The organism is Asticcacaulis machinosus, assembly GCF_028550435.1.
Lineage (GTDB): Bacteria > Pseudomonadota > Alphaproteobacteria > Caulobacterales > Caulobacteraceae > Asticcacaulis > Asticcacaulis machinosus.
In genome coordinates this window covers 980,019-993,534 of the sequence record NZ_JAQQKV010000002.1, presented here as the reverse complement: position 1 = coordinate 993,534, position 13,516 = coordinate 980,019, and the positions used below count along the sequence as shown (strand labels likewise).

Here is a 13,516-nt window from a genome sequence, read left to right as displayed (position 1 = left end):
CTACCCCTTGACGCGCTGGATCAAGGCCGTGGTCGAGGTGTCATGGGCGGCAATGGTGTCGCCCGTGATGTCTTTCAGCACCGAGGTCGCCAGCGTCTTACCCAGTTCCACACCCCATTGATCAAAGCTGTTCAGCCCCATAACAATGCCTTCGGCAAAGGTCTTGTGCTCGTAAAGCGCCAGCAGCGCGCCTAAGCTTTCCGGCGTCAGTTCGTTCAGCAGCACCGTGGTCGACGGCTTGTTGCCGGGGCAGACCTTTTGTGGGGCGATGATTTTGGTCTGGGCTTCATCCAGCCCCATCGCCTTACATTCGACTTCGGCGGTCGCGTAGGATTTACCGACCATAAAAGCTTCGCCCTGAGCGATGACGTTCGACAGCAGTTTTTGCTGCATATCAACGGACGCCTCGGCATTTTTCTGAACCGCGATCAGTTCCAGCGGGACGACATCCTCGCTCTGGTGCAGCATCTGGAAAAAGGCGTGCTGGGCATTGGTGCCTTCGTCGCCAAACACCACCGGACAGGTCGCGGAAGCCAGAACCTCACCGGTCGGCGAGGTCCGCTTGCCGTTCGATTCCATCTCAAGCTGTTGCAGGAAGGCCGCCAGACGGCGCAGACGATGGACATAGGGGATCACCGCGCGCGACGGACGATCCAGCCCAATGCGGTTGAAGATTTGCGCCGCCGCCAGCAGTACCGGCGCGTTCTTATTCAGCGGCGCATGGTAGAAATGCTGATCCATCTCATAGGCACCCGCCAGCAACCGCTCGTAAACATCATAGCCGAGCGCAATAATGACACTCAACGACACCGCCGACCACAGCGAATAGCGACCGCCGACCCAGTCTTTGAAACCAAACACGCGGTCGGGGGCAATGCCGTAGGCGCCCGTCTTATCGGGCGCTGCGGAGACGGCGGCCATATGGGCCTTGGCCTTATCCTCACCCAGATGTTTGATCAGCCAGTCGCGGGCAGCCAGAAAATTCGCCAGTGTCTCCTGCGTGGTGAAGGTCTTGGAAACGGCGATCACCAAGGTCTCTTCCGCATCAAGACCGGCCAGAGCCAAAGCCAGCTCTGAGCCATCAACATTGGCCACAAACCGGATGTCGATGTCCGGATTGAGGCCCGCCAGCCCCTGATAGACCAGACGTGGCCCCAGATCCGACCCGCCAATCCCAATATGGACTATAGTTTTGAATTTTTTACCGGTGGCACCGGTGATGGTGCCTGACCGGATCGCCCCGGCATAGGCCTGCATCGCCTTGCGGGCCGAGGCGACATCCTCAGTGATCTCAGGCCCGCGCAGGCCCAGATTGTTGGCGTCGGAATCGCGCAGGGCCACATGCAAAACGGCACGGTTTTCAGAGACATTAATCGCCTTGCCCGACCACATGCGCTCCTGCGCGCCCTTGAGGTTCGCCGTTTCAAACAGTTTAAGGGCTGATTTGAAACCAGCGTCAGACCAGCTTTGTTTGGACACATCGACATAAAGCCCCGCGACCTCAAGACTCATGGTCTCCAGCCGCGCCGGATCAGCCGCAAAATGATCGACAATGGCGGCCTTGGCATCGGCCTTGGCCTGGGACTTCAACGCATCAAACGCACTCATTGTCTCATCTCCTTCACATCAATACCGCGAATATCTACACCACGTCGGGCAATCTTACAGGGGTTCCATGTCAAAAGTTTTAGCAGGCGTAAAGAGCTTAAGCGCCGCGACCGCTGAATGTCACGGCGTTTGCGCCAGACCTGATCCAAGTTGGTCAAAGCTTCCCAAACGGCAGCGCCTGCAATCATGCCTTTACCCGATAGCGCATCTTTGATCATCACCGCGATGGTCATCAGCACATGGGGAATCAGGGTCAGAGCCATCACCGGCAATGGCGTATTTTTCAGATACATCCACAGCCGGTTGCGATAACCGTACCTCAGAGCGAAATCTGAACGCGCCCCAAGGGTGGCGGAGCCAATATGGTCGACTCTGGCCTGCGGTATCAGCAGGCACCGCTCATTCAGCAAACGCGCGCGATAGCCCAGATCAGCATCTTCACAATAGATATAGAAATCCTCATCAAAGCCGCCCAACCGCTCAAACAGATCACGCCGCATCATCATGGCGGCACCGCAGGCCGAGAAGACCTCACCCACCGGCAGAGACTCCGGAATATCGTGGCCATAGCCCATGCGGTAGTTGAACCCAAACCCGATCATGCCGTCACCGGCACCATCCAGCTTACCGGCATGATTGGCGCTGAGTTGCAGGGCGCTGAACAGGGACACATCCGGGTGATCGCTAATCGCCCCTTGCAAGGCCTGCAACATATCGTCGTGCGCAAAGGCATCCGGATTGATCAGCACCAGCCAGGGCGCATGGGCCATTTTGGCGGCGCGGTTGTTAGCCACGGCAAAGCCCAGATTATCGTCAAACTGCTCAAAACGGATAGCGGGATAGCGGGCCCGCCACGCATCCAGCTCAAAATCGGCCGAGGCATTGTCGACCACGATAACCTCATAGGTTTCACGTGGCAGGGCCTGTGTCTGCAAGGCATCAAGGCATCGCGGCAAATACTTCGCGCTGTTGTAACTGACCACAAGGATGGAAAATGTGAGGCTTTCCGTCATACGCCGTCCCATTCCGCCCGCACATCGGGATCGGTCTCGGACATATGCAGCGCCCGTAGAGCCGAAAACACGTCCGTACTCAGACCCTGTTTCAGCGCCCAAACGGCAGATGCCCGCACCACCGGATGTTCGCGTGTCAGATTATCGTTTAGCACCGCGATCATCTCGTCGTTTTCAGTTCCCGCCAACGCATTGCCCTTGAATGAGTTTGCAATGGCGTAGTGAACATTCCTTAAAAAAGACGCCAACCCGATGCGCTTGATCGGTGATTTGGCAAACAGGGCGCGAAAGGCGTCATCATCCAGTTGCGCCAGATCGATCAGACGTAACTGATCGAACCCGTCGCGTTGAGCCAGCTTTATTTCCTGTGTTGTTTGCGCAAACTTGTTCCACGGACAGGCTGCCAGACAGTCATCGCAGCCATAGATGCGGTTGCCCATCTGATGGCGAAACACTTCCGGCCACGCGCCCTTATATTCGATAGTGAGGTACGACAGGCATTTGCGGGCATCCAGTTGATAGGGCCCGATAAAAGCATCAGTCGGGCAGGCCTCCAGACAGGCCTGACACGACCCGCAATGATCAGGCTCAAAAGTGTCGCTCTCAAGCACATGGTCAGTCAGGATCACCCCTAAAAACAGCCATGAGCCGAACTGACGCGACACCAGATTGGTGTGCTTGCCCTGCCAGCCCAACCCCGACAGATGGGCCAGCGGCTTTTCCATCAGGGGGGCGGTATCAACAAAGACCTTAAGCTGGCAATCGAAGTTTTGGGCGATATAGCCCCCTAAAGCTTTCAGCTTTTTCTTGATCAGGTCGTGGTAGTCATCGCCACGGGCATAGACGCTGATATTTGCCGTATCGGGATTCTGTAATTGTTCCAAAGGGTCGGTGTCGGGGCCATAGTTAAACCCCAGCACAATTGCGCTTTTGGCATCTGGCCACATGGCCGTGGGATGAGCGCGGCGCTCCAAGGTATCTTCCATCCACTGCATCTGCCCATGCAGACCGGCATCGACAAAGGCTTTCAAGCGATCTGACGCCGCCCATAACGGTGGGATATCGAGATACCTCAGATCAGCAAACCCAAGCGCCAGAGCCTCTGTCCTGACCGCAGCCTTAAACGCCTCCGGTGGCAGCTTTTTAGGTTTCGCCTTCATGGGATCATTGGGCGTACCCTGACCTAAAAATCAAGTTCTTTATAATGCGCCGCCGCGGTTACTCCCGGCAGGATATCATTGAGCAAAGGCCGGAAACAGGGCCGCGACTTGATGACCATGTACCAGGTTTTAAGATGTGGGTATTTCTGCCAGTTCATCTCATCGAAATAGTCGATGACGCTGAGGTGGGCGGCGCAAACGAAATCGGCATAGGACATCGACCGTCCGGCCAGCCAGTTGCGCGTTTCCAGCAGCCCCTCAAAATAGCTTAAATGATCCCGCAGCGACTCACGCCCGGCGCGCAGATTGTTAATATCCGGCGCACCGTGCCCCATCAATCGCTTTTCCATTTTCTCATAGAGCAGCAGGGCATTGACCTCATAATCGAACTTACGCTCGAACCAGCCGACCAGACGGCGCGCCTCGGCCCGCTCCTGCATCGGCACCGGCCACAGACGCGGCGACAGCGGCAGTTCTTCGAGGTGCTCTAAGATGGCGCGGTTTTCACACACCACCACGGTTTGGCCGTCTTCATAATTCTCAACCAGCACCGGCAAAAGACCTGACGGGTTGAGCTTTAGCAATTCATCCGGTGGCGCCCAGTATTTGACGGCGATTTCGGTGACATCAAGCTTCTTTTCGCCCAGCGCCATGCGCACCACGCGCGAAGCCGGGTCAAAGGCAAAATGATAAAACTGCCGCTCAATGGCGCTCATAAACGAAACCGTAATTGAAAAGCCGCGCGCGCAGCGACGCAAGCCAAGAGGACGAGTAAAACCATATTGCGCACGGTCACGGCAAGCCTTTTACCGCAGGAGATGCAAATAAGGCCTGAAAAGCTTTGAAATCATTCCCATACCCACCATGCTTATGATTTTCTTACATTTATTAGTTTCAAAACACTGTGATCGACCACGCAGACCACCGCCACATTATCGTCTTATTCCCTAAGCAGATAGTATTTGTCTCATGCTCACGCCTGACTAAAAACTCAAGTGTGACAAGGGATAGACGGTTTTTAAGTTAAGCGGCAGCTAAACGCGTCTTACGCACATCTTTATCGAAATCCATCTTGACTCGCACCAGAATCAATAATGGATTTTTTATATAAAATGTGTCTAATTACCGCAAGTCGTCAATCTTGATTATCGCATTGTCAGTTCGCGTTCGCATACACAGGGAAAACATATGACACGTCAATGGATTAGCCGCGCCGAAGCGCTGGAGCGTCTGGATGTTAAGCCCCAAACCCTCTACGCCTACGTCAGTCGTCAGCGTATCGCCGCCAAAAGCGATCCCGATCATCCGCGCAAAAGTCTCTATTCCCTCGACGATGTTGAGCGCCTGTCCGGTCGCAGCGACCATACCCATGCAGCCCCCGCATCACGTCCCGCACCCAACATCATAAGCTCAGGTAATCCGGCGCGTGGCGAAGCCTCCATCGATTCCGAGATTTCGATTACTTTTCAGGGGCGCCACTATTATCGCGGCCAGGACAGCCTTGCCCTTGCTGAGAGCGAAAACTTCGAGCAAGTGGCGACGCTTTTGTGGCAGAGCGACAATTCCAACCTGTTCGGCCCCCTAAAGCCCCGCCCCGATGTCAATTTTCCTGGCGGCCCGCGCGCACGGGTTATGGCCATGCTCAGCCGCCGCCTCGAAGAAGAGGCGATGCAGGAAATCCTGCCGGAACGCGATCTTGAATTAGAGGCCGCGGGCCTGCTCAACGAACTGATCGATTCGGTTACCAACGGCGGCCCGCGTCTTTTTTTCCACCAGCGCCTTGCGCGTGGATGGAAGGTCAATGACCCGCGCGATATCGACCTGATCCGCCGTATTCTGGTACTGTCGGCTGATACCGAACTGGATGAATCGACTCTGGCCGTGCGCGTCAGTGCCGCTACGCAAGGACCACTGGCCAATTCGATCATGGCTGGTTTTGCCGCCCTGATGGGACCTAAGCTCGGTGGCCGCATTTCCCGCGCCGAAGCCTATGTCACTCAGGTGCGCCGCCACGGCAATCCGGAACTGGTGGCCAGAACCTACCTCAATCAGGGGCTGGAGCTGCCCGGCTTTGAGGCCGGCACCGCGTCTTCCGAAAAGCAGCGCGCCGAAAGCCTGATGGCCGCCGCCCCTCACATGGGCGACGACCTAAAAACCATCCTTCAGGTTGGCGAAGACCTCACCGGCCGCCCTGCCGGGTTCTCGCTCGCCGTTGCTTTGCTGGGTCGCCATCTCGATCTGCCCAAGGAAGCGCCGTTCACCCTTTACGGCTTAGGTCGCAGTGCGGGCTGGCTGGCCCACGCCATTGAGCAGATCGCCTCCAAATCTGCCCCCAAGGCCCGCCTGCGCTACATCGGCAAGCACCCCTTAAACCCCTGAAAAGCGTAATATAAACATTTTCGCAGGCGCAGCTTAACCCTCTTGTCATACCCGCACAGTACATTAGGGTCGCATAGACTTATGTGTTTGTGAGCCGTCAGGCTGCGCTTCAAGAGGAAATTCATGGATTATCTGATCGCGTTGCTGCTGGGCTTTGTCGAAGGTCTGACAGAATATATCCCTGTGTCCTCGACCGGCCACCTGCTGCTCCTCAGCCATTTCCTGAATTTCAGCACGACCGGCAAGACGTTTGAAGTGCTGATCCAGCTGGGGGCCGTGCTGGCCCTGCTCAGCCTTTATTTTAACCGACTGTGGAACGTCGTCATCACCTTGCCGTCCAATCCGCAATCCCGCGGTTTTGTGATCAGCATATTGGTCGCCTTTCTGCCAGCGTTAGTGTTGGGGGTTTTGCTGCACGACTTTATTAAGGGTGTGTTGTTTGAATCGCCGCAGACCATTTGTTACGCCCTGATCATCGGCGGTATATTGTTGTGGCTGGTTGACCGGTTTGCGCCGACACCCACCCACAATGACGCCATGCGCATTGACGTTAAAACGGCACTGGCCATCGGTCTGTTTCAATGTCTGGCTATGATCCCCGGCATGTCGCGCTCAGGTTCGACCCTGATCGGGGCCATGCTGATGAAGGTCGAGAAAAAGGCCGCCGCCGAATTTTCGTTCTTTCTGGCCATGCCAACTATGGCCGGTGCCTTTGCCTATGACATCTATAAAACCTACGACCAGATGGATTTCAGCGATGTCGGCCTGATCGCCACCGGCTTTATCGCCGCCTTTGTCACGGCCCTGTTTGTGGTGCGTGCGGTGCTCGATTTCGTCAGCAAACATGGCTATGGCGTCTTTGCCCTATGGCGGCTGGCGGTCGGCATTACCGGCCTGATCCTGCTGCATTACGGGGTGGTGTTCAGATAACAAAAAGCCCGCTGAACCATCAGCGGGCTTTTTAAATAAGACTTCAGCGCTCTTAACCGACGGCCACAGCAAATTGTCCGTTCTTGCGGAAGCGCCACAGATAGCCCGGCACCACCGATTCCACCGCCGTAGGCGCCACACCCAGAGCCTTGAGGCCCGTTGCCTGCGCGCCCACAACATTGTCCTTTTGCAACAGCAGCACCTGATCGGTCGTCACCAGCGGCGGCAGACCAAACGCGGCCATCAAATCCCCGCCAATGCCAATGGCGCTGGCCACAAAGAACGGCATGTAAATGAGCGGCTTGGGCGCCATCACTTCCTGACCGACATATTTCACGACGTCGTTAAAGCTATAGACCTTGGGGCCACCCAGTTCATAGGTCTTACCGAAATGCGCATCTGACGACATGATTGCCGCAAAGGCCTGCGCCACGTCACCAACAAACACCGGCTGGAACTTCGTCTTGCCACCGCCAATTGACGGCATGAACGGGAACATCTTGGTCTGATAGGCCAGAGAGGTGAAAAAACCGTCCTGCGGGCCAAAGATCACGCTAGGGCGGGCAATGGTGGCGGTCGGAATAGCCTTAAGCACAGCGGCTTCAGCCTGCCCCTTGGAGGCGGCATATTTCGACGAAGAATTTGCATCAGCGCCAATGGCCGACATCTGCACAAAGCGCTTGATACCCAGAGCCGCGGCCTTTTGAGCAATCGTCGTTGACGCTTGACGGTGCAGGGCATCAAAGCTCTGACCGCCGGATTGATAAAGAATACCGACCAGATTGATGACCGCGGAGGCCCCCTCCAGCGCGCGGTCGATATCGGCCTCTTTGCGCACATCGCAGCGCACGACCTGGATCTGGCCGACATCACCAGCAGGCTTAAGGTCATAGGCGACCGTTGGCTTACGCACCGCCACACGAATGCGCCACCCTTGCTTGGCCAGAGCCCGCACCACCTGCTTGCCCACAAAGCCCGAACCACCGAAGATCGTGACCAATTCCGCCATAGGAAACCCCTGGATAATCGCTACATTCCCCCAATTAGCGTAAGGTTTTCGCTTACGCAACGGCTGATGAAAGCCACTTACCAAAACATGCACAAATTGTTTTGAATATTCGTCACATAAGCCATTGACGCCATAAAAGTTTGTCGTTAAACGTCCGCCTCCTCAGCCGACAAGGTTGAGAGCCGCACCTATGATAAAGTGCCCAGGTGGCGGAATTGGTAGACGCGCTGGCTTCAGGTGCCAGTGGCTTAACGGTCGTGGAGGTTCGAGTCCTCTCCTGGGCACCAATAGGTCTTCCGGATATGTCCGGGAAAATTTGAAAAATCCCTTATAATTTGTACTTTACACGGTGAAATGTTCGCCGTGGCACGCGCTTGTCCGCCCTCATCCGGGTCCAAGATGCCGCGTCCGACGAGACGACACGCACCACCTTTTAAGCGAAGGTGATAATCTTGGATCAGATAAGGAAGATCAAGAGCACTTCTGCCAAGATTTTAGCTACCAACACATTCATTCTAATGGATTATGGCGCACCCGACAGGATTCGAACCTGTGACCTTTGCCTTCGGAGGGCAACACTCTATCCAGCTGAGCTACGGGTGCGCACGATCAGGGCAACCCTTTGGGGCCTGCGCGGGCGGAACCTATGCTAAACCCGCGCCCCGCTCAACTTAAAATTTGGCTCACCCACACGATTTCCGCAGCCCAGTTACAAACGCCAAATTGACGAAGGTGCCGCAATTGCTTTAATGACCTTGATTAAGGCCCCCACCCTGCCCAAAGGTATTTCAAGACATGAGCACGACCCAGCCCCCCGAAGTCATCTATGTGGACAGCCACAAAGTCGGTTGTAATGGCGGTGGCGGCGCGCTGGGGCATCCGATGGTTTATCTGGAACTGGGGCAGGACGGCGAAGTCGAATGCGGTTACTGCGACCGCAAATTCGTCCATAAGGACCACGCGCACGAATATGCTGATCCGTCACCGCGTCCCGAAGATCATTGATCTTGATGCGCTATCTTCATACTATGGTGCGCGTTAAAGATCTTGACGCGTCTCTGGAATTTTATTGCAAGGGCCTTGGGCTGTACGAAGTCCGCCGCCATGAGAGTGCGCAGGGCCGCTTTACCCTGGTGTTTCTGGCAGCCCCTGCTGACAAGGCCACGGCTGAGGTCAATGGCGGCGACCGCGCCGCACCCCATGTCGAACTGACCTATAACTGGCCGGATGAAAACGGTAAGGTCGAGGACTATACTGGCGGACGCAACTTCGGCCACCTCGCCTATGAGGTCGACGACATCTACGCGACCTGTCAGCACCTGATGGATATGGGCGTGGTCATCAACCGCCCACCGCGCGACGGCAATATGGCCTTCGTGCGCTCGCCCGATAATATCAGCATTGAACTGCTGCAAAAGGGGCCACCCAAAGCCCCTATCGAGCCGTGGGTCTCCATGCCGAATGTCGGAAGTTGGTAAAGCTAGGTAATCCTGACTTGATCTGACAGTATATAGGTTTAGGTATAGCCCCATATATTCGTATTGAGGGCAGGATAGATGAGCAGGAAATGTCTGGTTCTGGTGGATGGCTCCGGTTACATTTTCCGCGCCTATCATGGCCTGCCGCCCCTGACGCGTAAATCCGACGGATTGCCGGTCGGCGCTGTCTCCGGCTTTTGCAACATGCTTTATAAGCTGATCAAGGAAAACCGCGGCGACGGCGGCCCGTCCCATCTGGCGGTTATTTTCGACGCCGGCTCAAAGACATTCCGCAACGATCTTTATGAGGCCTATAAGGCCCATCGCCCGCCGGCGCCCGAAGACCTGATCCCGCAGTTTCCGCTGATCCGTGAGGCCACCATCGCGTTCGGCCTGCCCAGTGTCGAATTATCAGGGTTTGAAGCCGATGACCTGATTGCCACCTATGCCCGCATGGCCGTGGAGCAGGATTTCGATGTCACCATCGTCTCCTCCGACAAGGACCTGATGCAACTGGTGAATGACCGCGTCACCATGCTGGAACCGGTCAAGGCCGTCTCCATCGGCCGCGAACAGGTCTATGAGAAATTTGGTGTGCCACCGGAACTGGTCGTTGATGCTCAGGCCCTGATTGGAGATACGGCCGACAATGTACCGGGCGCACCGGGGATCGGCGTGAAAACCGCCGCGCAATTGCTGGCCGAATACGGCAGCCTTGACGCCCTGCTCGCCCGCGCCCATGAGATCAAGCAGCCCAAGCGCCGCGAAGCCCTTACCGATTTTCGTGATCAGATTTTGCTGTCGCGCGAACTGGTTAAGCTGCGCGATGACGTGCCGCCGCCATTTGATATCGATTCGTTCGCGCTCAAAGATCCCAATGCCGACGATTTGATACCGTTCCTGAACCGGATGGAGTTTGCCTCTCTGGCCCGCCGCATGGGCGGGGCGATCACGGCGCTGGAAGAGGCCCGTCTGGATGCCGCCAAAACGCCGTCCGCGCCGATATCGCGCCCGCTCTATGGCAATATCGGTGAAAAGCCGGTCACCAGCGTCATTGAGCCGTTCAATCACGACGGTTATGCTTGTGTGCAGGATATCGACATCCTCAAAACCTATGTGGCCCGCGCACTTAAACTTGGCTATGTCGCAGTCGATACCGAAACCGATGATCTGTCGGCCACCCATTCGGGTCTTGTTGGCGTATCATTGAGCCTGGGTGCCAATGATGCCTGCTATATTCCGCTGGCCCACGAAAGCGATGACGGACTGGCCTTTGGCGATGCGCTCCAGCAGATCCCGATGAGTGATGCCATTGCGGTTCTGAAACCGCTGCTGGAAGACCCGTCGGTGCTGAAAATCGGCCAGAACATCAAATATGACCTGAGCGTTCTGAAACGCCACGGCATTGATGTGACCCCCTATGACGACACCATGCTGATTTCCTATGTGCTGGAGGGCGGGCTGCATGGTCACGGCATGGACACCCTGTCGGAACTGCATCTGGGCCATACACCGATTACCTTTAAGCAGGTGGCGGGCACCGGCAAAGCGGCCAAAAGCTTTAAATATGTCGGGCTGGTTGAGGCCACGAAGTATGCCGCCGAAGATGCCGATGTGACTTTGCGGCTATGGCGTTTGCTGAAACCACGCCTTCAGGAAAACGGTCTGCTGACGGTTTACGAGACCTTAGAGCGCAAGATGCCGACCGTGCTGTCGGACATGGAATTGACCGGCATTCGTATTGATCCGCAGGTCTTACGCGGTCTGTCGCAGGATTTCGGCGTACGTATGGGGGCGCTGGAGCAGGAAGCCCACGGTGTCGTCGGGCGTCCGTTCAACCTCAATTCCCCCAAACAACTGGGTGAGATTTTCTTTGATGAGTTAAAACTGCCGGGCGGTAAGCGCACCGCGTCCGGCACCTGGGCGACCGATGTTAAGGTGCTGGAGGATCTGGCCGAACAGGGTATTCCTCTGGCGAAGATCCTGATGGATTACCGCCAGTTGGCCAAGCTCAAAGGCACCTATACCGACACCCTGCATCAGGTCGCCGATCCGAAAACCGATCGCGTCCATACCTCATTCCATCTGGCCTCGACCACCACCGGGCGGTTGTCGTCCAATGAGCCGAACCTGCAAAATATTCCGATCCGCACCGGTGAGGGCCGCAAGATCAGAACCGCCTTTATCGCCAAACCCGGCCACCGCCTGATCAGCGCCGACTACAGCCAAATTGAGCTACGCCTGCTGGCGCACATTGGCGATATCGGACAGCTTAAAAAGGCGTTTTCGGACGGTATCGATATTCACGCACTGACCGCGTCGGAAATGTTCGGTGTACCGCTCAGTGAGATGACCTCAGAAATCCGCAGGCGCGCCAAAGCGATCAATTTCGGCATTATCTACGGCATTTCAGCCTTTGGTCTGGCTAACCAGTTGGCGATCCCGAACGATGAGGCCGGACGCTACATCAAGACCTATTTCGAGCGCTTCCCCGGCATCAAGGCCTATATGGATGCCACCAAGGCGTTCGTGAAAGACCATGCCTATGTGACCACCATTATGGGCCGCAAAATCCACATCCCTGACATCCACGCCAAGGCGGGCGGTCAGCGTCAGTTTGCGGAGCGGGCGGCGATTAACGCGCCGATTCAGGGCACCGCCGCCGACATTATCCGCCGCGCCATGATCCGTATGCCGGGCGCTTTACTTGAGGCGGGTTTCAAAACCAAAATGCTACTTCAGGTCCACGACGAACTGATCTTTGAGGCCCCCGACGAAGAGGTCGAGGCCGTCATGCCGCTGATTGTGTCGGTGATGGAAAAAGCGCCCCTGCCCGCGACTGAAATCAGCGTGCCGCTGGTCGTCGAAGCGAAAGCAGCATTGAATTGGGATGAGGCGCATTAGGGCCTCGCCCCAAAGTCCTTCGCTATCGCTCAGTGTACTTTGGGCCGGATTTCAAAATTAGTACTAAATTAACCTTTAAGTAACCAGACTCATTGATAATTGCTTATATTAGCAGCTATGGGCAGTCGTAAAAATGCAAAATGTAAAAAATAGTGACATAAAAAATACTGACACTAATTTGATCCTAGCCACAAAAAATAGTCGTGTTGGTTGGCCAACGATGATCAAGCGATATTATCGCATCACACTTTCATTTTGCGGCTTTAAAATTGAGGTGGAACGTAACCATGACACTCAATCCTGAAGGCAATTGGGTGCGACAATGGCGCATAAAAAACAGCTATACTCAAAGTGAACTGGCTGCGGAGTTAGAGATCACTCGTCAATCAATTATCAAATGGGAACAATCTAATACTATTGATAGAGTAGCCCATCTCGCGCTTATGGCGTTAGAACAGAATCCGGCATTGCAAAAAATTGGCGGGCGAAAAACCATGAAATTGTCCAAGGATATCGATTAAAATGCCCGTCACCGTCAAACGCCTTGATCATATCAATATCCAAACCCGCGACATGGCGGGCACGATTGCGTTTTATCATGACCTTTTGGGGCTTGAAGCGCGGGTGGCGCCGGAGCGTGATCCGTCCCTGCGGCAATGGCTGTATGACACGGGCGACCGCGCCATTATTCACCTCAACCTGTTTGGCACCGACAACACCATCCCGCGTGAGGTTGTGCCCGGCGATCCGACCGGCGCTATCCACCATGTCGCCTTTGAATGCGAAGGCTATGAGGACATGATCGACAGGCTAACCGCGCGCGGCCTCACCTACGCCACCAACGAAGTTAAGCCGATTAATCTGCGTCAGATATTTGTCGCTGACCCCAACAATGTCCTGCTGGAACTGAATTTCCGCAGCACCTGACGCTTCGGCCAGCGCGGAACAATTCATACTTTATTTAGCATAAGCGGTTAACCCTACTGACGGGAGCGAGGAAGGCTTAAGTCATGTGCGCGTTGCGTCGGGGCATAA

At 55.6% G+C, this 13,516-nt stretch carries 12 protein-coding genes and 2 tRNA genes; 8 read left to right on the top strand and 6 right to left on the bottom strand.

Annotated features, from left to right (window positions below; genetic code table 11):
- From pgi to fzlA, 4 genes are read right to left on the bottom strand one after another with little or no spacing between them, the layout of a single operon-like run.
- Positions 1–1,608, bottom strand: a complete 1,608-nt coding sequence (pgi, locus tag PQU98_RS12940; RefSeq protein WP_272745352.1) for a glucose-6-phosphate isomerase — start codon at positions 1,606–1,608, stop codon at positions 1–3.
- The gene (locus PQU98_RS12935) at positions 1,605–2,621 is read right to left on the bottom strand and encodes a glycosyltransferase family 2 protein (protein WP_272745351.1); all 1,017 of its coding nucleotides are present in this window, start codon (positions 2,619–2,621) and stop codon (positions 1,605–1,607) included. The genes pgi and PQU98_RS12935 overlap by 4 nt, the downstream gene beginning before the upstream one ends.
- Complete coding sequence (queG, locus tag PQU98_RS12930; protein ID WP_272745350.1) at positions 2,618–3,781, bottom strand: tRNA epoxyqueuosine(34) reductase QueG; 1,164 nt, start codon at positions 3,779–3,781, stop codon at positions 2,618–2,620. Before queG ends, PQU98_RS12935 begins: the two co-directional genes overlap by 4 nt.
- 23 nt (positions 3,782–3,804) lie before the next feature.
- Entirely contained in the window at positions 3,805–4,497 is a 693-nt protein-coding gene (gene fzlA / locus PQU98_RS12925; RefSeq protein ID WP_272745349.1) for an FtsZ-binding protein FzlA, read from the bottom strand.
- Between the two features lie 472 nt (positions 4,498–4,969).
- Between fzlA and PQU98_RS12920 the strand changes: the two genes are divergently transcribed.
- Together PQU98_RS12920 and PQU98_RS12915 are read left to right on the top strand one after the other, a co-directional pair.
- Positions 4,970–6,160 carry a citrate/2-methylcitrate synthase gene (locus PQU98_RS12920; protein WP_272745348.1) on the top strand — a complete coding sequence of 397 codons (1,191 nt, stop codon included), beginning with the start codon at positions 4,970–4,972 and terminating at the stop codon, positions 6,158–6,160.
- A gap of 123 nt (positions 6,161–6,283) precedes the next feature.
- Positions 6,284–7,090, top strand: coding sequence for an undecaprenyl-diphosphate phosphatase (locus PQU98_RS12915; protein ID WP_272745347.1), 807 nt, complete (start codon positions 6,284–6,286; stop codon positions 7,088–7,090).
- Positions 7,091–7,142: 52 nt separating this feature from the next.
- Here the strand turns inward: PQU98_RS12915 and PQU98_RS12910 are convergent, their stop codons facing one another.
- Positions 7,143–8,099, bottom strand: coding sequence for a complex I NDUFA9 subunit family protein (locus PQU98_RS12910; protein WP_272745346.1), 957 nt, complete (start codon positions 8,097–8,099; stop codon positions 7,143–7,145).
- Between the two features lie 200 nt (positions 8,100–8,299).
- Between PQU98_RS12910 and PQU98_RS12905 the strand changes: the two genes are divergently transcribed.
- A tRNA-Leu gene (locus PQU98_RS12905) sits at positions 8,300–8,386 on the top strand.
- 239 nt (positions 8,387–8,625) lie between these two features.
- Here PQU98_RS12905 and PQU98_RS12900 read toward each other — a convergent pair.
- A tRNA-Arg gene (locus tag PQU98_RS12900) sits at positions 8,626–8,702 on the bottom strand.
- Between the two features lie 192 nt (positions 8,703–8,894).
- On the opposite strand from PQU98_RS12900, the gene PQU98_RS12895 reads away from it, so the two are divergent.
- The 5 genes from PQU98_RS12895 to PQU98_RS12875 all read left to right on the top strand — a co-directional run bounded on the left by PQU98_RS12895 (position 8,895) and on the right by PQU98_RS12875 (position 13,408).
- On the top strand, positions 8,895–9,104 hold the full coding sequence (locus PQU98_RS12895; protein WP_272745345.1) for a zinc-finger domain-containing protein: 210 nt from the start codon (positions 8,895–8,897) through the stop codon (positions 9,102–9,104).
- A gap of 5 nt (positions 9,105–9,109) precedes the next feature.
- Complete coding sequence (locus tag PQU98_RS12890) at positions 9,110–9,577, top strand: lactoylglutathione lyase (RefSeq protein WP_272745344.1); 468 nt, start codon at positions 9,110–9,112, stop codon at positions 9,575–9,577.
- Positions 9,578–9,655: 78 nt separating this feature from the next.
- Positions 9,656–12,481, top strand: coding sequence for a DNA polymerase I (gene polA, locus PQU98_RS12885; RefSeq protein WP_272745343.1), 2,826 nt, complete (start codon positions 9,656–9,658; stop codon positions 12,479–12,481).
- 287 nt (positions 12,482–12,768) lie between these two features.
- On the top strand, positions 12,769–13,002 hold the full coding sequence (locus PQU98_RS12880) for a helix-turn-helix transcriptional regulator (protein ID WP_272745342.1): 234 nt from the start codon (positions 12,769–12,771) through the stop codon (positions 13,000–13,002).
- Between the two features lies 1 nt (position 13,003).
- Positions 13,004–13,408 (top strand): VOC family protein, encoded by a 405-nt coding sequence (locus PQU98_RS12875; protein WP_272745341.1) that lies wholly within the window; start codon positions 13,004–13,006, stop codon positions 13,406–13,408.
- Positions 13,409–13,516 lie beyond the last annotated feature (108 nt).

Excerpts from the sequence above, each read along its gene's own strand:
- pgi (WP_272745352.1), bottom strand. The coding sequence starts at position 1,608 with ATGAGTGCGTTTGATGCGTTGAAGTCCCAGGCCAAGGCCGATGCCAAG.
- PQU98_RS12935 (WP_272745351.1), bottom strand. The coding sequence starts at position 2,621 with ATGACGGAAAGCCTCACATTTTCCATCCTTGTGGTCAGTTACAACAGC.
- queG (WP_272745350.1), bottom strand. The coding sequence starts at position 3,781 with ATGAAGGCGAAACCTAAAAAGCTGCCACCGGAGGCGTTTAAGGCTGCG.
- fzlA (WP_272745349.1), bottom strand. The coding sequence starts at position 4,497 with ATGAGCGCCATTGAGCGGCAGTTTTATCATTTTGCCTTTGACCCGGCT.
- PQU98_RS12920 (WP_272745348.1), top strand. The coding sequence starts at position 4,970 with ATGACACGTCAATGGATTAGCCGCGCCGAAGCGCTGGAGCGTCTGGAT.
- PQU98_RS12915 (WP_272745347.1), top strand. The coding sequence starts at position 6,284 with ATGGATTATCTGATCGCGTTGCTGCTGGGCTTTGTCGAAGGTCTGACA.
- PQU98_RS12910 (WP_272745346.1), bottom strand. The coding sequence starts at position 8,099 with ATGGCGGAATTGGTCACGATCTTCGGTGGTTCGGGCTTTGTGGGCAAG.
- PQU98_RS12895 (WP_272745345.1), top strand. The coding sequence starts at position 8,895 with ATGAGCACGACCCAGCCCCCCGAAGTCATCTATGTGGACAGCCACAAA.
- PQU98_RS12890 (WP_272745344.1), top strand. The coding sequence starts at position 9,110 with ATGCGCTATCTTCATACTATGGTGCGCGTTAAAGATCTTGACGCGTCT.
- polA (WP_272745343.1), top strand. The coding sequence starts at position 9,656 with ATGAGCAGGAAATGTCTGGTTCTGGTGGATGGCTCCGGTTACATTTTC.
- PQU98_RS12880 (WP_272745342.1), top strand. The coding sequence starts at position 12,769 with ATGACACTCAATCCTGAAGGCAATTGGGTGCGACAATGGCGCATAAAA.
- PQU98_RS12875 (WP_272745341.1), top strand. The coding sequence starts at position 13,004 with ATGCCCGTCACCGTCAAACGCCTTGATCATATCAATATCCAAACCCGC.